Genomic DNA, 19,728 nt, shown 5'->3' on the forward strand with positions numbered 1-19,728 from the left:
CACCATCTTGATGCCAAGCCGTTTGCATTGTTTCAGCGTAAAGCCGACAAAATCGCCCATTTCGATAAACGCTTCTTCCGGCAAATGTGGATATTCTTGCATGGCGTATTTCTCGCTCCGTCCCCGGTCGTGATGACAACATGGCGGCAGCCGTTCGCTTTCGCCACTTGAAGCGCCTGCACGATGCTCGCCCGGTAGGCGGCGGTGGAGAACGGAACGACGATGCCGCGCGTCCCCAAAATCGAAATGCCGCCAATGATGCCTAGTCTCGGGTTCAACGTTTTTTTGGCGATTTCCTCGCCGCCGGGCACAGAAATGACGACCTTCACCCCGCGATGTAGACCGTATTGCGTCAGCACTTCGTTGACTGCTTCGCGGATCATTTGCCGCGGCACTGGATTGATCGCCGCTTCCCCGACCGGCACCGGCAGCCCCGGTTTCGTGACGCGTCCGACCCCTTCACCGCCATCGATATGAACGCCCGGCGACGAGGTCCACGAGACAGTGGAAACGATGAGCGCGCCGTGCGTCGCATCTGGATCATCGCCGCCATCCTTCACGACCGAGGCCGTCGCCGTTTCGCCATCGAACGAACAAGAGGCGAGCGAAAAGGTCACCACCCGCCCGATCGGAAGCCGGATCGTCGCCTCCGCCTGCACTTGGCCAGTGATGAGCGCCGTGAGCGCGGCTTTCGTGGCCGCTGTCGCGCACGATCCGGTCGTATACCCTTCACGCAGCGTTTTTTTCGTTTCCATCGTTCGTCACGCCCGCTCGGCGAGCAGCGATAAAGCATTCAAGGCGGCGACAGTCACGGTGCTTCCTCCTTTGCGGCCGCGGTTGGTGATGAACGGCACATCGAGCTTCGCCAATTCTTCTTTCGATTCCGCCGCCGAGACGAATCCGACCGGCAAGCCGATCACCAATCCCGGCCGCGCCTCTCCTTCTTTGATGAGGCGAATGAGCTCCAATAATGCTGTCGGAGCGTTGCCGATGGCAAAAATGCCGCCTTCCGCTTCTTTCACCGCTTTGCGCATCGCCACAATCGCCCTCGTCGTATTCAACCGTTTCGCTTCCGCGATCACGTCTTCATCAGAAATATAGACGCGCACCGCGCTGCCGAACTTCGCAAGCCGCGCTTGATTGACGCCGGCTTGCACCATTTGCACATCGGCGACGACGAGCTTGCCGCTGCGAATGGCGTCAATGCCTGAGCGGATCGCATCCGGGTGGAAAATGAGGCTTTTGCCCAGCTCAAAATCAGCCGATGCATGGATGACGCGCTGAACGATTCGGTATTGTTCTTCCGTAAATGAATGCTCGCCGATCTCTTCATCAATGATTTGAAAGCTGCGCGCTTCAATTTGTTCCGGCTGCACCGTCGCCGGACGAAATGTTGTATGGAAGTCCATGACAATTCTCCTTTCTTCATGATCGCTTGCATGAGCGGCCGCTAGAAGCCCATTCCTTCCATCCGTGCGCTTCGCTTCCCGCATGAAGGCAACAAGCTCAGACGCATGGGACGCCATTGGCGCGAAAAACGTTTTGCTGTTTTTTCTGAAAACACGTTTTACACGGTTGGAAGCGGCGCATGTTGCTTCAACGCATCGAGCACGCCGGCAAAATCGTGATGCACGATGCCGTATGACAACCGTGGGCGGCGGATGACGATGACCTCGATGCCGAGCTCCTCGGCGGCAGCGATTTTCTCATCGACAAACCCGACTTTGCCGCTTTCTTTCGTGACGACGACCGTGACGCCGAAATGGCGGTATAGCGCCCGATCGAGCTCTTTCGTAAACGGCCCTTGCATCATGACGATCTGCTCTTGGGAAAACCCAAGACGCTCGCATTTGTCCAAATTGTCTTTTCGCGGGAGCATCCGGGCGATCACCTTCACGTTTGGGCGCCCGAGAAGCCGGGCGGCGAAAATGTCGATCGTTTTGCTGCCGGTCGTCAGCATCACGACGCCGCCTTTTTCCGCCGCCAAGTCAGCCGCTTCTTCATAGCTGTCGACAAATGTCACCTTCTCGGATGAAAACGAAGACGCCTGCCGCTCGTAGCGAATGTAGGGCAACCCGGCGTCTGCTGCCGCTTGCATGGCGTTTTTTGACGCCTCTTCAGCAAATGGATGGCTCGCGTCCACAATCGCTTTGGCCCCCTCGGCTTTGGCCAGATCGGCAAGCTGGGACGCATCCAAGCGGCCGACATAGGCGCGAATGCCGGCCGATCGGAGCTGTTCGGCCGCGTGATCGGTGACGACCGTCGCGGTTACGTTATAGCCGGCTTGTTGGATCATCACCGCCAATTCGCGGGCATCGCTCGTCCCTGCCAACATCAAAATCATCAGCGCTCCCCTTTTTGTTTTTTAGTGATGATGGTGATGGTGATGATGATGGTGAGAAACGTGCAGCCGGTATTGACAGACATCGCAGTTCATCGCCACCGTTTGATCGAGCACTTCTTGCAGGCGGTCAAGCACGATCTCCTCAAGCTTCGGATGAAATCCAAAATAGCCGGCAAGCGCAAACGAGATATGCGAGTGCTCAGCTTGGTATTGCGCCACTTGCTGCTCAAGCCGCTTAATCAGGATGCCGGTGAATAAAAAATACGGAAGAACAATGATCCGCCTAGCTCCGAGCATGAGACAGCGGCGGACAGCATCATCAAGCGACGGCGTCGTCACGCCCATAAACGCCGGCTCGATGAGCGCATAGCCGGTCTGTTCCCAAAAGAGGCGGGCGATTTTATACAAGTCGCTGTTCGCATCCGGATCGCTCCCGCCGCGGCCAAGCAAAATGACCGCTGTTCCGTCGTCCGGCTCTTCCGGCCGCTCGCCGATTTCTTGCAATCTCTCTTTTAAAATCGCAAACGTCTCTTCGTGAACACCGATCGGCCGTCCATATCGAAACGTGATGTGCGGATAGCGTTTTTTCGCGTCATCGATTTCCGCCGGGATGTGCAGCTTCGAATGCCCAGCCGGCAATAAAATGAGCGGAATGACCGCCACTTCCGCCGCTCCGGCCTCAACGCACCGCGCGATTCCTTCGCTGATCGATGGGCGGCCAAACTCTAGAAAACTCGTTTCAACATGGAAAGAAGCAGAAAGACGCGGCCGCAGGCGGTCGACAAACTGCTGTACTTGCTCATTTCCTTCCGGGTCGCGGCTTCCATGGCCGACAAACAAAATGGCTCTCATGTTCGTTCTCCTCTCTTATATCGCTCCATCCGAGGTTACTCACCGCATGCCGGCGTTTCGATCTTCGCCGCTGTCTTGGCCTCCTCATACGAAAAGCGGCCGATTTGTTTCACACGGGCAAAAAATTTATGAAATCGTTCGTTCGGATGAGCATGTTCTTTGTACTGTTCAATGATGTCCGCCACAATGGCCACCATCTCTTCCGGCGGGATGCCTTCCGCAACGAGCTGACCAGGATGGGCGTTGCGGCCGACCGTTTTTCCGCCTAAAAACAAGTCAAATTTCCCTTTCCGGTACACAAGCCCGATGTCTTCGCGCACCGCGCCGTAGCATGCCATGCCGCAGCCGTTGATGCCAAGCTTCAACTCTTTCGGCAGCGCCATGCCGCCAAATCGCCGCGCCAATTCCTCGGCATATGGAATCGCGTCTTTTTTCTCTCCATCGCAAAAGTCGCATGCCTTCACCGTCAGCACATCACCAACCGGCATCACCATCAGTCCGACAGCAGCGAGCCGATCGACAAGCCCTTTTGGATTCTCTGTCACCCGCTCGATTTTGATATAATGATCCGGCGTGTACGTCATTTTCCCGTCCGGTCCGACCGCTTCGGCGAGCGCGATGAGCTGTTCCGGGGTGAACTGCTTGTTGGCCACCCCTGGGCTCACTGCCGCTTCGAACAGCACGGCGGACGCCTTCTTTGTCGTTCTTCTTTCCAATGCTGCAAGCGCGTCCTCCGCTGTTTCTCTCACCCGATGCAACAGAGTGGATGACGGCCGGTTTTCCATTTGGGCGAATGGCTCCTCCGGCAGCGGAAAAGCGGAAGCTGCCGGTGCCAATCCAGCTTCCTTCGCCGCCGCGTCCACAGCTGGCGGCAAAACCGCAACGGCGGCAAAACCACGGTCTTTCTCGTCGTCGAAAGCGGAGGCAGCTGTAGCAAACGGCTGAAGCGCTCCTCCGTTCCCTTCATCCGGCTCTCTCAGCGGCTTCGTCTGGTCGAGCGCCCATGGCTCCGCCTCTTTGCGCAGCCGCTCATGCGGCTTGAGCGGCTGGACGGCGGCTGCTAGTTGATACTTGCGCTGGTAGCCGCGCGGCGTGATCATCACGCCGTCATGGACGAATGTCGTTGAGTTGCCGATAATCACCGTCGTCAACATGCCGATTTCATGGTCCAGCATATGCGCCAAGTCGGTGAGGACGATATGCTGCCGTTCGCGGTACGCACTTTTCACGAGTCCAACGGGCGTTGTCGGCGCACGATGGCGGAGCAGGATGCGTTGCGCCTCCACAATCTGCCGAGTGCGCCGCCCGCTTTTCGGATTGTACAACGCAATGACAAAATCGGCCGCCGCCGCGGCGTCAATCCGCTTTTCAATCAGCTCCCACGGCGTCAAATGGTCGCTCAAGCTGATCGTACAGGCATCGTGCATAATCGGCGCTCCAAGCAAAGCGGCGCACGAATGGATCGCGGAAATGCCGGGGATGACCTCGACTTCAATCGAGCTGTCTTTCGTCCACCCTTTTTCAATCAACACTTCATACACGAGCCCGGCCATGCCGTACAACCCGGCGTCGCCGCTGGAGATGACGGCGACCGTTTTGCCGCGCTCCGCCCACTTCACCGCCGCTTGGGCGCGGCTCACCTCTTCCGTCATGCCGGTGCTGATGATTTCCTTTCCGACAATCAGATCGCGCACAAGTTCGATGTACGTTTTGTAGCCGATGATGACGTCGCTTTCTTCAATCGCTTCCCGAGCCCGTTTCGTCATATGGTCGACGCTTCCCGGGCCAAAGCCGACAATGAGCAATTTGCCGCTCATCATGATCCCTCCTTTTGCCGCCTAGCCCCCATTTTTCACACCACATTCGCCGCTCATGTCCCTTTCACGGCGCAACACATCGGGGGACGATCTTTTCCTCTGGCCGCCACGCTTGCCAAAGCCGCACAAACAGCGGAACATCCAAGCGAATGTCCAGCAGCCGCTGGCGGTCGGCGAATACGTCCTCGGGCGCCCCCTGCATCACGATCCGCCCTTCGTGCATGACCGCGACGACATCCGCCCACTGCCAGACGAAATCCATGTCATGGGTGGCGATCAACACGGTCGTCCCCGCTCGGTGAATGGCATCAATTTGTTTGAGAAACTGCTTTGTCTGATGCTGATCCAAATAGGCGGTCGGTTCGTCCAATACGAGCAAGTCCGGTTTGGCCGCCATCGCACAGCAGAGCGTCAGCCATTTTTTCTGTCCCAGACTGAATTGATGGGTCGGGCGGTCCAGCCAAGATTGAAGATGGTATTCCGCCGTAATCGCGGCAAGCGCCTCCCCCATTTTTTCTCGATCGATTCCGGCATGGACTAAGCTGATCGCCAATTCATCACGCACGAGCGGGGCGAGGATTTGGTGCTCCGGGTTTTGGAAGACGATGCCGACTTCACGCCGCCATTGCGCCCAATCGGCGCCGCGTTCGTACATGTTGCGCCCTTTCCAATACACCGCTCCTTCCTGCGCCCGCAGCAGCCCGTTCAAATGAAGAAACAACGTCGTTTTGCCGCAGCCGTTTGGCCCGATCAAGGCGCATTTTTTTCGCTCTGGAATTTCCCAATCAATCCCATTCAGCACATACCGTTCTGCTTGATAAGCGTATTTCACTCGTTCCATCCGCAGCAGCAACGTTTTCACCCTTTCCACCATGTCCACCCAAGCAGCAAAGCCATGATGATGCCGGCCGCAACATCGACAAGAGGCACATGCGCTTTTTCCCGCTGATGCGTATGCCCGGCCGACGCGACGCCTCCACGCGCCGCAAGCGAACGGCTGAACGCTTCATACGACTGCCACGTTTTCACCCACAGTTGGTACATCAGCATCCCGCCATGCCGCCAATGCGTTCCTCCGCTGCGGGCCCGCAATGCCAGCATCAGCTCTGCGGCCGCCTGCTCGAGCAAAAAGATAAAGCGATACATAAGAAAACAAAGTTCCACGAGCGCCGCCGGCAGCCGCATTCGCCTCAGCACCGCAATCAAGTCCGGCGCCGGCGTCGTAATGAGAAGGAAAAACAAGCACGACCAGGCGGCAAGGGAGCGAACGGCGAGCTTTGCAGCCGGCTGCAGCTGGCTGTCGATGAAAGTTATTTGAAAAGGAACCGACACGGACACAACGAGCGTCAGCAGGCTGAGCCCTAAAAAAACGGAGGCGGCGAGCATCGCTTTTCCATACACGGAAAACGGCACTCGTGCACGAGCGACAATCCAATACGCCATTCCGATGAGCACAAGCCATTGTTCGCGCCAGCCGCCCATCATGACAACGGCAAGCATAACAAACGCCACGATCAGCTTCCACTCCGCCCGCCATGCCCGCAGCCGGTTGTCATACGCCCAACGGTCAAACTCGCGAATCATGGTTGTTTTTCCGCTCCGAACGCCCTTTGTACAACCCGACGACGTAGCCGATCACGCCGGCGCCAAGCGCGGCTTGCAGCGAGAACAGAAGCGTTTCGACTTCGCCGCCTGGAGGGGTGAAGATCGACTCAAACCACGGCCGGTAATGCGGGTTGAGCGTTTGAATGGCTTTTTCCGCCTGATCGTCCGTTCCACCGAATTCCGATCCGCGCGCCCACCAAAGCGGAATGATGACAAGCAAAGCAGCCAGCAACACGAGCAAGCCATTTTTCTTCATCGCATTACGCCCCCTTTTCCTTTTGGAACAGCGGAGAAGCTTGATAGGAGGAAAGCCAGTTCCAGACGATTACCGTTATGATGCCTTCCGTCACCGCCAACGGCACTTGAGTAATGGCAAAAATGCCGGCGAATTTCAAAAACGAGGCGGTGACTCCCCATCAGGAGACGGAAACGCCAAGGCAAGCTGCAGGGACGTCATGACATATGTAGCCAAATCAGACAAACAAGCGGCAAGAAACAAAGCCGCTCGATTGGATACCGCCCCTTTTCGGCACAGTTGATACACTCCGTACGCGACGAACGGGCCGACGATCGCCATCGACATCGCATTGGCCCCAAGCGTCGTCACTCCTCCGTGGGCAAGAAGCAGCGCTTGAAAGAGAAGAACGACTGTGCCGATCACCACCATCACCCATGGTCCAAACAAAACCGAGCCGAAGCCGATCCCGGTCGGATGCGAGCTGCTGCCGGTGACGGATGGAATTTTCAACGCCGACAATACAAATGTAAACGCGCCAGCTAACGCCATCAGAAGCTTATGTTCGGGGTGCTGCTTCAGCGTATGCACAAGCCGCCGCAATCCGAACACAAAGAACGGCAAAAACAGCAGCCACCAAAACAGCGCCCATTTGACAGGCAAAAATCCTTCCATAATATGCATGGCATACGCTTCATTTTCATTCGTCAACAAAAAATAGGAAACGAACAAAGCCGCCATTCCGCTCCATCGAACCGCTCTCTTCATTTATCCCTTCACTCCTTTCGCAGCATGTTCCGTTTTCCGTTTTCCGCTTGGCGCCTCCCGTTCGCCGGCCGGCGTCAACACCAATTGGCCTTCGTATTCATACGTCGCCCATTCCAAAAGAGGCAGCCCCTCATCCAAATGGGCGCGCACAACCTCCTTTGCCCGCTCCGGCGTCATCTGTCGATACCAAACGCCTTGTGGATAGACGATCATCACGCACGCGTCTTGACATCGTCCGTTGCAGCGCGTCCTTGTTGTATGGACAGCGTCGTCAAGCCCGAGGCGGGCGATCTCCTCGCGCACCGCCGTTGTCACGTCATCCCCGCCATGGCGGAGGCACGTCCCTCCGTTGCAAATGAGCACATGATGCTTCATTCCCCGCAAATCCCATGTCGCCACCGAATCCCCCTTTTTGGCTAGAATGATAGAATTTAGACGCAGACAGACGGGCAGGTTTTCGGCAAAAGAAAAAGCACCTCTACAGCAGAGGTGCAGAAAAATGTATACGAAAGCCGTAAACGGCCCAAACAGGCCCAATGCAGCCATCATTCTCCCGCACGTCTGCCTATAGTCCCGTAGGCATCCGTCCGATCCAAACAAGGCAGGTCTCCTGACTTAGGATCATCGCTTGGCGGCGTCTTCCCGAAGCATCCTTCAGTGACTTGCTGCCGCAAAGCTCCCCATCACAGTGGCGGGCACCGTGCCGGACTTTCACCGGGCTTCCCTTTTCACCCAAGCCTTTAAGCAGGCTTAGGCACCTTGTTTGTTTCTCGCCTATTGATCTTGTCATGGAACAAGCATCCGTTTTCATCGTAGTACAACTTGACGGCGGCCGTCAACCGTTTTTTGCCGACAAATCTTCGCGGGCGACGACAACGCCGTCGGCATCTGCGTACACGTATGCCCCGGCTCCCAGCGGACGCCGCCGAACTCAAGCACAACGTCGCGGGCGCCTTTTCCTTCTTTTTTGCTTTTCACTGGGCACGTGCCGATCGCCATGACCCCAAGCGGCATGCGGCCGATTTCCGCCGAATCGCGAATGCAGCCGTGGATGATGATGCCGGCAAGCCCCCGGTCGCAGGCGATTTGCGCCAACCGGTCGCCTAATAGCGCCACGCGGCGCGAGCCTTTTCCATCAACCACGAGCACCGTCCCCGGCGGCACCGTCTCGAGCGCTTCACGGACAAGGACGTTGTCCTCAAACACGTCGACCGTCGCGATCGGCCCGGAAAACGCCCGCTTTCCGCCGTACGATTGGAACGGCAGTTCGCATACTTGCAACTCGTCTAAAAATTGATCGCATAAATCAGCTGTTTTCATGATCCTCTCCCCTTTCGTTTTTTTCATTCGTCACCATTCGTCAAAATCCTGCCGACTCCACATTTTTTGCGGCGTTGCTTCTGTTCGGGCATCGGATGCGTGTCCTTGCGGGGCCGCTGAAAACGATAAAAAGATGTTCTCGTCCCCGCTTTCCGGCGAACGAAAAAACGGCCCCGCACAACATGGCGAAAGCCGTTTTGGCTGCCGGGACGAACGAGCCCCGTCCGGCGATTCAGCTGGGCTAGCTGGATTCGAACCAGCGCATCACGGAGTCAAAGTCCGTTGCCTTACCGCTTGGCTATAGCCCAACGTTTTGTTGTCGTTTACAGTATGCGGCATGATAACGCACTTTATGCATCAAACTGAATCCCGAGTTCGACAGTTTTGAAGTCATTTTAGGCAAATGGAAATGACCAAAATGCTGTTATATCAAGGGTTTCGTGATGTGGATCCTAGGAAAAAACGCTGGATTTCATAGGCACGCGATTTATTAATTTTTTTCTTTTAAAAATAAAGTATATGTTATAATATAGGCATGTACATACGACCAGTCACACGCAAAAACAAGGATGGAACAACCGTTGCTTATCTCCAGCTTGCTCACAATGAATGGGATCCAAAGGCCAAATAGGCGAAAGCGAAGGTGATGGATTCGTTCGGGCGCGAAGATGAAGTGGATCGCGCCGTCTTGGAACATCTGGCCAAAAGCATTTCGCGATTCCTTTCTCCTATGATACTGGAAGGGGAGAGATGTATATGCGCCCGATCACGGTTTTTCGCTTCTATCTTTGCGCATTGTTTTGGTTATCGCTGCCGATCGTCTTAGCGGCCACAGCTGCCTGGCAGCCATCCAGCCAGCCGAAAACCGCCGTCATCGCCCACCGCGGCGCGTCCGGATACGCGCCGGAGCATACGCTCTCATCCTACCGCCTCGCCGCCCGCATGAACGCCGACTATATCGAAGTCGATGTGCGGTCAACGAAAGACGGGAAGCTCGTTGCCCTGCATGATGCAACGCTCGCCCGGACGACAAATGTCGAAACAGTTTACCCGCACCGATCGCCATGGCGGGTCAGCGATTTTTCATTGCGTGAGCTCAAAAAATTGGATGCCGGATCGTGGTTCGATCCACGCTTTGCCGGCGAGCGCGTTCCGACGCTTGATGAGGTGGTTCGGATGCTGAAAGCGGAGCGTGTGGAAGCCCCGTTGTACATCGAAACGAAACAGCCCGGCATCGAAGAGGCGGTCGTCCATCTATTGAAAAAACACGGATTCCTGCAACAGCGCCGCGTCATGTTCCAATCGTTTCACCCGGAAAGCTTGCAAGCGCTCCGCCCGCTCATCCCGCGCGGCGTCCCGCTCATTCAATTGGTCGGCGAAAAGGAAGCGCACAGCGGCGGCGACGAGCTGCTGCAACAAATCGCCGTCTATGCCGATGGCATCGGCTTGCCGCTCTCAGCCGTCACCGAAGAGTGGGTGCGCGCCGCCCATGGCCGCGGGCTCATGGTTCACGTCTATACCGTCAATGAACCACACGATCTCGCTCGCCTATGCGCCATGGGCGTGGACGGTGTGTTTACCGACTACCCTGACCGCCCAGCCCGCATCGCTTCCTGCTACCGACCTGCCATTGACTAGCCTTTAGGGAGACGTCCGGGATTTTAGTTTACATAACATTATTATGGTTTAAAAGCAAAACCGTTTCCATTTGATCCGATTCGGTGTATCATTTGTGAAAAAGGAGGCCGGATCATGTGGACGATCGCCGACTACCAAAACGGACCGTTTACCGTCACGACGGACCGCAGCCGCGTTCAGCTTGAGCGCGTGTTTGGCTTCCTCGCCCGTTCGTACTGGGCGAACGGGCGCAGCCGCGAAACGATTGTCAAATCGCTCGACCATTCGCTTTGCTTTTCCCTTTTTCACGGCGACAGGCAAATTGGTCTGGCGCGCGCCATCACCGACAGAGCAACATTTGCCTACCTTTGCGACGTGTTCATCGATGAAGCGTACCGCGGGCAAGGTCTCGGGAAATGGCTGTTATCATGCGTGCTCGCCCATCCTGATGTCGCCGCTGTCCGCAAGGTGATGCTCGCGACCAAAGACGCGCACAGACTGTACAGGCAGTTCGGCTTTGCCGCGCCGAGCGAGCCGGAATGGTTGATGGAGCGGATTCAAAAGCCGCGCACGGAATAAACGGCAAAAGGCGGGCCGCATCGGTCCGCCTTTTGCCAAGCGCTCCATCTTTTTCTCCCCGCCCCTTGTCACCGCTTCGAAAATTGAAACGACAACTTCTTCTCATTCCCATCCCAAACAAGCGCAGCGTCAAACGTTTTCCCGCCTTTTTTGAATCCTTTGATGACATTCGTTTTTCCTTGGGAAAGCAGTTTTTTCACATTGGCTGTCGAAATCGATTTGCCGAGAATGCGTTTGGAGATCGTAAACGGGCATTTTGTTTTCGCGTACTGGTCGCAGCCGTACAACGTTCCCTTATCCACAACTGTCCCGCCGCAAAGCGGACATATCCCGAGTTTTTCGCCTGCTGTTTTTTTCGCCTTCCCCGCTGAATCGAAGCGGTATCGAGTCCGCTGAATTTCCAGCTTGGCGCGGCGGCGATGGCGTCAGCGACCACTTTTTGCGCCAACTTTTTCACTTGTTCCATAAAGGCGGCGGGAGAGGCGCTCCCTTCACCGATTTCGCTTAAGCGCTGCTCCCATTTCGCCGTCATTTCCGGCGAGGCGAGAATCGTGCCGCCGAGCGCCTCGATCAATACTTTCGCCTTATCGGTCGCATATACGAGGTTGTTTTTCACTTCAATATACTTCCGCTCTTTCAGCATGGTAATGATCGCCGCCCTTGTTGCTTCCGTGCCGAGCCCTTCCGTTTTGGCGAGCACTTTTTCCAGTTCCTCATCGTCCAAAAATTTTCCCGCCGTTTTCATCAAGGTGATGAGTTCGCCTTCTGTATACCGTTTCGGCGGCTCGGTTTTCCCTTCTTTCACCCTTACAGCGGCCGCTTCCCCCGCCTCCCCTCGCTCAAGGAGAGGCAGCGCAGCATCTTTCTCCTCCTCATGCGGACGGATGACCGCACGCCACCCCTCCTCGACGACCTGCCTTCCTTTCGAAACGAAGCGAGCCCGACCGTCAACGAGCGTCGTGACGGTCGTATAATCGATGACCGCCGCCCGGTGGTGGGCGGCAATCAAGCGGCGGACGACCAAATCATACACCTTCCGCTCGTCGTCCGACAGCTTCTCCGGGGCAACAACTTGTTCAGTCGGGATGATCGCGTAGTGGTCGGTGACTTTTTTCTCGTTTACATAACGTTTATTCTGTAAAATCGACGGCTGTGGCAGCGGAAAATACGGCGCGTACGCTGGAAACGATGACAACTTTTGCAAAATGGCAGGGAACGTTTCCGCTTCCCCTTTCGTCACATGCATCGAATCGGAGCGCGGGTACGAAACGATCCCTTTTTGGTAGAGCGATTGCAGCACATCAAGCGTCTTTTTCGGTGAGAAGCGGTACAGCTTGTTCGCCGTCGCCTGCAGCGTCGATAAGTTGAACAACAAGGGCGGCTGATACGTTTTCCGCTCCGTGCGGACGTCGGCGACTTCCGCTCGTTTTCCTTGGCAAAAGACAGCGATTCTTTTCGCCATCTCCTCGTCCTTGAGGCGCGTTTGCCCGTTTTCGTCCGTCCATTTTCCTTCGTAGCGCTTGTCGCCAATGGCAAACGAGGCGACCACCTCCCAAAACGGCTCAGGGCGGAACTGCTCAATTTCCCGCTCACGCCGGACGATCAGCGCCAATGTCGGCGTCTGCACGCGTCCGACGGAAAACACATCATTCATCCCGCGCTCTTTCAGCAACAGGCTGTACACGCGCGAGGCGTTCATGCCGACGAGCCAATCCGCGCAGGCGCGGGCGTACGCTTCTTCATAGAGCGGTCGCGTCGTCTGCTCATCGAGCAGGCGGCGGAACCCTTCCTCGATCGCCTTCGGGGTTAACGATGACAACCAAAGCCGCTTGATCGGCTTGTTCACGCCGCTTAGGCGGATGAGGTTGCGCACAATGAGCTCCCCTTCGCGCCCCGCGTCGCCGGCATGGATGATTTCCGTCACTTCCGGCTTTCGCAACAGTTCCTTGACCACTTGAAACTGTTTCGCCTTCGCTTTTTCGATCTCATACTCAAACCGTTCCGGGATGATCGGCAACGTGTTGAGCGTCCATCGCTTCCACTCCGGCCGATACCGCTCCGGCGGGGCGAGCTGGAACAAATGCCCGATCGCCCATGTCATATACGCCCCGTCGGGAAACAAGTCATTCGGCAAAATTTCGATATAGCCTTGCCGTTTTTTCGTCCGAAAAATCGAGGCGAGCGTCGCCCCTTGGTCCGGCTTTTCCGCGATAATGACTTTCATCGCCCTTTCCCCTTACGGCACATCATGCCCCATGGAGCTTTGTAAGATAGCGAACCATTGCTCGCGGGAAAGCGGAAGCGACAACGCCCGCACCGCCCGCTCGATGCGTTCTCGTTTTCCCGAGCCGACAATCGGCATCATCCGCGCTGGATGAACGAGAAGCCACGCGTACAACACTTCGTCGATCGTCTCGGCACCGAGTTCCTCTTGCACTTGTTCAAGCGTCCCGCGCAACCGCACCGCCCGGTCATCGTCAGCGGAAAAAATCGCTCCACCGGCGAGCGGCGACCATACCATTGGCGGAATGCGCTTCTCAAGGCAAAGGTCAACGGTGCCGTCTTCAAGATTTTCCAACCGATACGCCGATACTTCGATTTGGTTGGTCACGAGCGGAAACGGCAAATACGACTGAAGCATTTCCCACTGCGAACGTTTAAAGTTGGAAACGCCAAAATAGCGCACTTTTCCATCCTGCTTGAGTTGGAGAAACGCCTCGGCCACCTCTTCCGGGTTCATAAACGGATCCGGGCGGTGGATAAGCAATACATCAATATAATCGGTATGGAAGTGTCGAAGGGATTGCTCAACCGAAGCGATGATATGATTTTGGCTTGTATCGTATAATTTCATCCCGTACTTCGATGGCAGCTTGATGCCGCATTTCGTCACGATCTCGATCTGACCGCGCAAGCTTGGCTTTAACGCCAGTGCTTCGCCAAAGCGCGATTCACACGTATAGTCGCCGTAAATATCAGCATGGTCAAACGTCGTAATGCCGCGCTCAAGACAAAATTCAATGAGCGACAGCAGCTGCTCGCGCGAATAGCCCCAGTCCGCAAGCCGCCAACAGCCGTGAATGAGGCGGGAAAACGTCAAATCGTCCGCCAACCGAATTCGTTCCATTGATTGTCTCCCTTTCTTTATTTTTGGCTAAAATCGTTCCGCTTGCGCATACTACCAACAAGAGGAAAAAACGGAAAGGACGTGATGATATGAAGCGCTGGCTTCTTGGGCTCGCCGTTGTGCTTCTTTTCGCCTCCCCATGGCCGGCATCAGCCGCCGAAACTGCATACGAATGGAATGTGGCCGACATTTACCCATCCGAACACGAATGGATGCGCGACTACAAGGCGGTGAAAAACGCCTTGCCGAAACTGGCGGCGTTTGAAGGAAAACTCGATGATGCAAAGACGATCGCCAAACTGTTCGCCCTCAACGAACAAACGGCCCGCAAGCTCGAAAAACTGTCGCTTTACGCCCATTTAAAACGCGATATCAACATTGAAGATGAAACGGCGGCCCGGCTCGGGGCAAAAGTGGAAGCGCTCGCCGCCCAATATGCGGCGAAAACAGCGTTTATCGAGCCGGAACTGCTCGCCCTACCCGAGCGGACGCTCAAGAAGCTCCAAACGAGCAAAGAGCTGAAAGCGTACCGCTATTACTTCCATGAGTTGCGCGAGCAAAAGCCGCATACGCTTACGAAACGCGAAGAACGACTGCTCGCGAAACTATCGCCGGCGCTCGGCGAGGCGGAGAACATTTATGACCACGCCGCCCGCGGCGATTACGAGCCGCCGTCTGTCACGATGCCGAATGGAAAAACAGTGACATTGACCGACGACCAATACGCCGCCATGCTCGAGCACCCGGACCGCCGCTATCGAAAGGCGGCGTTTGAAGCGAAAGCCAAAAGTTATGAAGCCATGGAACAAACCGCAGCCGCGACGCTGTACGCCTCGGTCAAAGCGGATGAATTGTATGCGAACGTGCGCCGCTATCCATCCGGCCTGGCCGCCGCGCTGGCCGCCGACGATGTCCCGAAGGAAGTGTTCGACAACTTAATCGCCGTCACCCGCCGCCACTTGCCGGCGCTTCACCGCTATGTCGAACTGCGGCAGCGCGCGCTCGGGCTTGACCGCGTTCACAGCTATGATTTGTACGTGCCGCTTGTCGGCGAAACAATGAAACCGATTCCGGTCGAAACGGCGAAGACGCTCATAGTGGAAGGACTCAAGCCGCTCGGCGCCGACTATATCAAACAGGTGCACCGAGCGTTTCAAGAACGATGGTTGGATGTCTACCCGCGCCCAAAAAAATATACGGGCGGCTATAACACCGGAGCGTATGACACCCATCCGTTCATCTTGCTCAATTACAACGGTTCGCTTGACAGCTTGTTGACGATGGCCCACGAACTCGGGCACGCCATGCATTCCGTGTACACGAACCGCGCGCAGCCGTACCATTATTCCGGCCATTCAATTTTCACCGCGGAAGTGGCATCAACGGCGAACGAATGGCTGATGCTCGATTACTTGTATGCCCAGGCAAAAACAAAAGAAGAAAAACTCCGCTTGCTCATCGAACAAATCGAGCAAATCCGCGGCACGTTGTACACGCAAGTGATGTATTCCGAATTTGAACAGATGATTCATGACAAAGTGCGCCAAGGCGGCAGTCTGACAGCGGACGAACTGAACCATCTTTGGCTTGGCCTGCTGAAAACGTATTACGGCCCGGCGTACGCCGCCGATCCCGGCGCCGCGCACGGCTGGCTGCGCATCCCGCATTTTTATGACGCCTTTTATGTATACAAATATGCCACTTCGCTCGCGGCGTCGTACACCATTGTGAGCGACATCCAAACCGATACAAGCGGCAAGGCGGTGAAGCGGTACAAACAATTTTTGCGCTCCGGCGCATCCGATGATCCGATCCGTCTGCTCAAGCGAGCCGGAGTGGATATGACAAGCCCCGAACCGATCGAGCGGGTCTTAGGTCATTTCGCCGAACTCGTTGACGAACTCGATCGACAGCTGCCAAGCCAAAACCGTCAGCGGTCTACATGAAAGAGGTGTCCCGTGCCGTTCGGGACACCTTTGTTATTGCGGCGGAAAAAAGAATATCGCTTTGCGCTGCAACGCGCCGGACCGGTTAAGGCGGTCGATCGCGCGCAAAGCGACACCATGCGCTTGCCCCGCAGCCAAGGCGGTTATTCACTTAAAGATGCGCCGGCAATTTTTTCTTTCACCTTGCGGATGTTTTCCATCTTATTGTCCCAGCACGCTTGGCTCAAATCGACGGGATATTGCTCGGGATTGAGCGTCCGTTTGTACTCCTCCCAAAACAAGCGCAAGCTTTCTTTCGCATACGCTTGAATGTCCGAAAGCGGCGGCGACGTATACACCAGCCGGCCGTTGTCGAAGATCGTCACATGCAAGTCACGCGCTTCGAAATTGGTGACGAATTTGCTGATGAACGTGTACACTGGATGGAACATTTTCAGCCGCTCTTCTTGCTGCGGGTTTTCGCTCTCTAAGGCGATGTAGTCGCCTTCCGCTTTATGGTTGATTTTGTTGACGATGCGGTACACCCGCTTCAGCCCCGGCGTCGTCACTTTTTCTGGATTGCCGCTGATTTTGATTGTATCGACCATCTCACCGCGTTCGTTTTCGATCGCCACCATTTTGTACACGGCGCCGAGCGCCGGCTGATCGTACGCCGTAATGAGCTTTGTGCCGATCCCCCACACATCGATTTTCGCCCCTTGCGACTTCAAGTTTAAAATCGTATCTTCATCCAAATCGTTCGAGGCGAAAATTTTCGCGTTCGGAAATCCGGCTTCATCGAGCATTTTCCGCGCTTCCTTCGACAAATAGGCGAGATCGCCGCTGTCGATGCGGATGCCGATAAAGTTGATTTGGTCGCCCAGCTCCTTCGCGACGCGAATGGCGTTTGGCACCCCGGACTTTAACGTATCGTACGTATCGACGAGAAATACGCAGTCTTTATGACGGCGTGCATACTTCAAAAAGGCCGTGTATTCATCCTGATACGCTTGAATCATCGAATGGGCGTGCGTTCCGGCGACCGGAATGCCAAACAGCTTCCCGGCGCGCACGTTCGATGTCGCCTCAATCCCGCCGATATACGCTGCGCGCGCCCCCAAAGCGCCGCATCCATCTCCTGCGCCCGCCGGCTGCCGAACTCCAAAGCCGGTTCGTCCCCGAGAATATGCTTAATGCGCGACGCTTTCGTGGCGATGAGCGTCTGGAAATTGATGATGTTTAAAATAGCCGTTTCGATGAGCTGCGCCTCGGCGAGCGGCGCCTCAATGCGCATAATCGGTTCGTTGGCAAACACCACTTCCCTTCGCGCATCGAACGGACCGTGCCGGTGAAGCGAAGCGTCCGCAAATAGTCTAAAAAATCGTCGCGGTAACCAAGTTCTTGGCGCAAATAGTCGATGTCGCTGTCAGAGAATCGGAACTGTTGCAAAAACTGAATGACGCGCTCCAACCCAGCGAACACCGCATAGCCGTTGCCAAACGGCAGCTTGCGGAAAAACACTTCAAACACAGCGCGGCGCTCATGCATACGATCTTCCCAATACGTCTCGACCATGTTGATTTGATATAAGTCCGTATGAAGCATCAAACTGTCATCAGCATATGTCTTCATGAATGTGCAACCTCCAACACACGAATGACGGCGCCGCCGAATGGAGAAAAAGAACATTCATCGTCTATTTTATCATGTTTTCTCCATTATTCCACTATTTCTGCGCCTAGCGTATGGCGAAAATGGCGGAGCGCCCATTCGTGTCCCGCCGCGTCGAAGCTCGCGACCGCCCGCCGGTGGACGACGATGCGAAAGCCTTTATTGTATGCATCGACCGCCGTATGAAGGACGCAAATATCGGTGCAGCAGCCGACCAAATGCACTTCCGTGATGCCTCTTTCCCGCAATTTCAGCTCCAAATCGGTCCCGGCGAACGCGCTGTAGCGCGTTTTGTCCATCCAATACACATTGTCTTTATGCTTATTTGCTTGATACACCTCTTCGAGCTTCCCGTACAGCTTTCGTCCCTCCGTCCCTTCAATGTTATGCGGCGGAAACAGCTTCGTTTCCGGATGATAGTCGTCTCCCGCCACATGCTTGTCAATGGCAAAGACGACAAAATCACCGTTGTCAATAAACTGTTTCGTCACCCGCACGAGCTCTTTTTCAATCGCCTGCCCCGGTTTCCCGCATGTAAGCGCGCCATGATCGGCGATGAAATCGACGGTGTAGTCGATGTTAATGAGCGCCTTGTTCATTCCCGTTCACTCCTTTTCCTCTTCCTGCATGGTCGGGTTGCTGTTTTTTCATCCCGCCTACATCTTGTTGGGCTTTTCTACCATTATACCATAGCAATATGGACAGCAGACAAGACAACAAATCCCCTGCCTGCTCGAAGCGGACAGGGGATTGTCGATGTGGTTTCAGCTGTTTTCCGCCGTTTTCGCCGCTTTCAGCTGACTGCGCAAAATGAGCGACTGGATGATCGAGAAGCAGCCGCCAACCACCCAGTAAAGCGACAGCGCCGATGGGACGGAGCTGGCGCCGATAAAGATCATGACCGGCATGATGTACGACATCATCGCCATTTGCGGCATTTGTTCTTCGGCCATCGACGGCGAGAGGCGGAGCGAGATGAACGTCGTCAACGCCGCCAAAACGGGCAAAATGAAATACGGATCGCGGTGGCCAAGCTCGACCCATAGGAACGAGTGGGTTTTAATTTCTTGCGTCCGCGAAATCGCGTAATAAAGCGCCATAAAAATCGGCATTTGAATTAACACCGGCAGGCAGCCGCTCGCCGGATTGACGCCGTGCTTTTGGTACAGCTGCATCATTTCTTGTTGGAGCTTGCGCTGCGTTTCCGGGTCTTTGCTTTTATATTTTTCTTGCAGCTTCAACAATTCCGGGCGCAGCTTTTGCATGGCGAGTGATGCGCGGAACTGCTTCAAAATGAGCGGCAGCAAGCAAAAACGGACGATGAGCGTCAGCACGATAATGGCGATGCCGTAGTTGTCGCCAAACCAGTGCCCAAGCGTCAAAAGGAGCTTCGACATCGGGTAGACAAAATAATGGTTCCAAATGCCTTGGCTATGTTCATTGATCGGTTCGTTGCGGTTGCAGCCGGAAAGAAGCAAAACGGCGCCAAGCAGCACCAATACCCATTTTTTCATGAAAAGCCCTCCTTCAATATCATGTTGCAAAATCATGCCGTTTCAACATAAAGGAAAGGGCCTTCCATCCTCATCCGTTCGGCTTGTCCGTTCCCGAACGGGAATTTTCCGCCGTTGCGGCAAAAACAGCGGGCGCCATGGAAGCGCCGCTCGTTCGGCGCCTCCTCCCGCCTCCCGCTCGCGAACCGAGGCCAACGCCGGTTCATAAAACAGCGAGCCTGCCATCCGGCGCGCGCTCATATGTCCTTTCATGATGATCCATAACGCGCCGACAAGCGACATATACACAAGCAAATCAATAGGCGCTTCCATGCGTCCCGTCCACCCCTTTTGCCCCGTCCATCTTCTCTTCTC

At 55.5% G+C, this 19,728-nt stretch carries 17 protein-coding genes, 1 tRNA gene, 5 pseudogenes and 1 riboswitch; of the genes and pseudogenes, 4 read left to right on the forward strand and 19 right to left on the reverse strand.

What is annotated here, in order from left to right; translation table 11 throughout:
- Positions 1 to 15: 15 nt before the first annotated feature.
- From A0V43_RS06320 to A0V43_RS06375, 12 genes and pseudogenes are all read right to left on the reverse strand, one after another.
- Positions 16 to 755 (reverse strand): annotated as a pseudogene (locus A0V43_RS06320) (cobalt-precorrin-5B (C(1))-methyltransferase); the annotation flags it as partial.
- 6 nt (positions 756 to 761) lie between these two features.
- A complete protein-coding gene (locus A0V43_RS06325) occupies positions 762 to 1,409 on the reverse strand; it encodes a precorrin-8X methylmutase (protein WP_014195898.1) in 648 nt (215 codons plus the stop codon).
- 158 nt (positions 1,410 to 1,567) lie between these two features.
- Entirely contained in the window at positions 1,568 to 2,344 is a 777-nt protein-coding gene (gene cobK, locus A0V43_RS06330) for a precorrin-6A reductase (protein ID WP_063192655.1), read from the reverse strand.
- 21 nt (positions 2,345 to 2,365) lie between these two features.
- The gene (locus A0V43_RS06335) at positions 2,366 to 3,196 is read right to left on the reverse strand and encodes a sirohydrochlorin chelatase (RefSeq protein ID WP_063192656.1); all 831 of its coding nucleotides are present in this window, start codon (positions 3,194 to 3,196) and stop codon (positions 2,366 to 2,368) included.
- A gap of 35 nt (positions 3,197 to 3,231) precedes the next feature.
- Positions 3,232 to 5,013 (reverse strand): precorrin-3B C(17)-methyltransferase, encoded by a 1,782-nt coding sequence (gene cobJ, locus A0V43_RS06340; RefSeq protein ID WP_063192657.1) that lies wholly within the window; start codon positions 5,011 to 5,013, stop codon positions 3,232 to 3,234.
- Between the two features lie 64 nt (positions 5,014 to 5,077).
- Positions 5,078 to 5,875 (reverse strand): energy-coupling factor ABC transporter ATP-binding protein, encoded by a 798-nt coding sequence (locus A0V43_RS06345; protein ID WP_033025435.1) that lies wholly within the window; start codon positions 5,873 to 5,875, stop codon positions 5,078 to 5,080.
- On the reverse strand, positions 5,872 to 6,597 hold the full coding sequence (locus A0V43_RS06350) for an energy-coupling factor transporter transmembrane component T family protein (protein WP_033025438.1): 726 nt from the start codon (positions 6,595 to 6,597) through the stop codon (positions 5,872 to 5,874). The genes A0V43_RS06345 and A0V43_RS06350 overlap by 4 nt, the downstream gene beginning before the upstream one ends.
- On the reverse strand, positions 6,581 to 6,874 hold the full coding sequence (locus A0V43_RS06355; protein WP_033025440.1) for an energy-coupling factor ABC transporter substrate-binding protein: 294 nt from the start codon (positions 6,872 to 6,874) through the stop codon (positions 6,581 to 6,583). The genes A0V43_RS06350 and A0V43_RS06355 overlap by 17 nt, the downstream gene beginning before the upstream one ends.
- Positions 6,875 to 6,878: 4 nt before the next feature.
- Positions 6,879 to 7,621: pseudogene (locus A0V43_RS06360) on the reverse strand (energy-coupling factor ABC transporter permease).
- Positions 7,622 to 8,020, reverse strand: coding sequence for a (2Fe-2S) ferredoxin domain-containing protein (locus tag A0V43_RS06365; protein WP_063192658.1), 399 nt, complete (start codon positions 8,018 to 8,020; stop codon positions 7,622 to 7,624).
- A 184-nt stretch (positions 8,021 to 8,204) separates the two neighbouring features.
- A riboswitch (cobalamin riboswitch) is annotated at positions 8,205 to 8,398 on the reverse strand.
- 58 nt (positions 8,399 to 8,456) lie between these two features.
- Positions 8,457 to 8,941 (reverse strand): annotated as a pseudogene (gene rraA / locus A0V43_RS06370) (ribonuclease E activity regulator RraA).
- Between the two features lie 236 nt (positions 8,942 to 9,177).
- A tRNA-Gln gene (locus A0V43_RS06375) sits at positions 9,178 to 9,249 on the reverse strand.
- 227 nt (positions 9,250 to 9,476) lie between these two features.
- Between A0V43_RS06375 and A0V43_RS20890 the strand changes: the two are divergent.
- The 3 genes and pseudogenes from A0V43_RS20890 to A0V43_RS06390 form a co-directional block, all read left to right on the forward strand.
- A pseudogene (locus tag A0V43_RS20890) lies at positions 9,477 to 9,671 on the forward strand (IS1634 family transposase); the annotation flags it as partial.
- 26 nt (positions 9,672 to 9,697) lie between these two features.
- Positions 9,698 to 10,579, forward strand: a complete 882-nt coding sequence (locus A0V43_RS06385; protein WP_206501587.1) for a glycerophosphodiester phosphodiesterase family protein — start codon at positions 9,698 to 9,700, stop codon at positions 10,577 to 10,579.
- A 114-nt stretch (positions 10,580 to 10,693) separates the two neighbouring features.
- On the forward strand, positions 10,694 to 11,137 hold the full coding sequence (locus A0V43_RS06390; RefSeq protein ID WP_063192661.1) for a GNAT family N-acetyltransferase: 444 nt from the start codon (positions 10,694 to 10,696) through the stop codon (positions 11,135 to 11,137).
- 68 nt (positions 11,138 to 11,205) lie between these two features.
- On the opposite strand, the gene A0V43_RS20895 is transcribed toward A0V43_RS06390, so the two are convergent.
- From A0V43_RS20895 to A0V43_RS06400, 3 genes are read right to left on the reverse strand one after another with little or no spacing between them, the layout of a single operon-like run.
- On the reverse strand, positions 11,206 to 11,439 hold the full coding sequence (locus A0V43_RS20895; protein WP_335339934.1) for a topoisomerase C-terminal repeat-containing protein: 234 nt from the start codon (positions 11,437 to 11,439) through the stop codon (positions 11,206 to 11,208).
- Positions 11,334 to 13,361 carry a DNA topoisomerase III gene (locus A0V43_RS06395; protein ID WP_236930968.1) on the reverse strand — a complete coding sequence of 676 codons (2,028 nt, stop codon included), beginning with the start codon at positions 13,359 to 13,361 and terminating at the stop codon, positions 11,334 to 11,336. The genes A0V43_RS20895 and A0V43_RS06395 overlap by 106 nt, the downstream gene beginning before the upstream one ends.
- Positions 13,362 to 13,373: 12 nt before the next feature.
- Complete coding sequence (locus A0V43_RS06400; RefSeq protein WP_063192662.1) at positions 13,374 to 14,264, reverse strand: aldo/keto reductase; 891 nt, start codon at positions 14,262 to 14,264, stop codon at positions 13,374 to 13,376.
- Between the two features lie 89 nt (positions 14,265 to 14,353).
- Here A0V43_RS06400 and pepF point away from each other — a divergent pair, with 89 nt between their 5' ends.
- Positions 14,354 to 16,210, forward strand: coding sequence for an oligoendopeptidase F (pepF, locus tag A0V43_RS06405; RefSeq protein WP_063192663.1), 1,857 nt, complete (start codon positions 14,354 to 14,356; stop codon positions 16,208 to 16,210).
- Positions 16,211 to 16,353: 143 nt separating this feature from the next.
- On the opposite strand, the pseudogene A0V43_RS06410 reads toward pepF, so the two are convergent.
- From A0V43_RS06410 to A0V43_RS06425, 4 genes and pseudogenes are all read right to left on the reverse strand, one after another.
- Positions 16,354 to 17,821: pseudogene (locus A0V43_RS06410) on the reverse strand (nicotinate phosphoribosyltransferase).
- Positions 17,822 to 17,907: 86 nt separating this feature from the next.
- Entirely contained in the window at positions 17,908 to 18,459 is a 552-nt protein-coding gene (locus A0V43_RS06415) for a cysteine hydrolase family protein (protein WP_063192664.1), read from the reverse strand.
- Positions 18,460 to 18,624: 165 nt separating this feature from the next.
- Entirely contained in the window at positions 18,625 to 19,374 is a 750-nt protein-coding gene (yidC, locus tag A0V43_RS06420; RefSeq protein ID WP_013145258.1) for a membrane protein insertase YidC, read from the reverse strand.
- Between the two features lie 42 nt (positions 19,375 to 19,416).
- Positions 19,417 to 19,686, reverse strand: a complete 270-nt coding sequence (locus A0V43_RS06425; protein ID WP_063192665.1) for a hypothetical protein — start codon at positions 19,684 to 19,686, stop codon at positions 19,417 to 19,419.
- Positions 19,687 to 19,728: the final 42 nt, after the last annotated feature.

The sequence above is a fragment of the Geobacillus sp. JS12 genome (assembly GCF_001592395.1).
Lineage (GTDB): Bacteria > Bacillota > Bacilli > Bacillales > Anoxybacillaceae > Geobacillus > Geobacillus zalihae.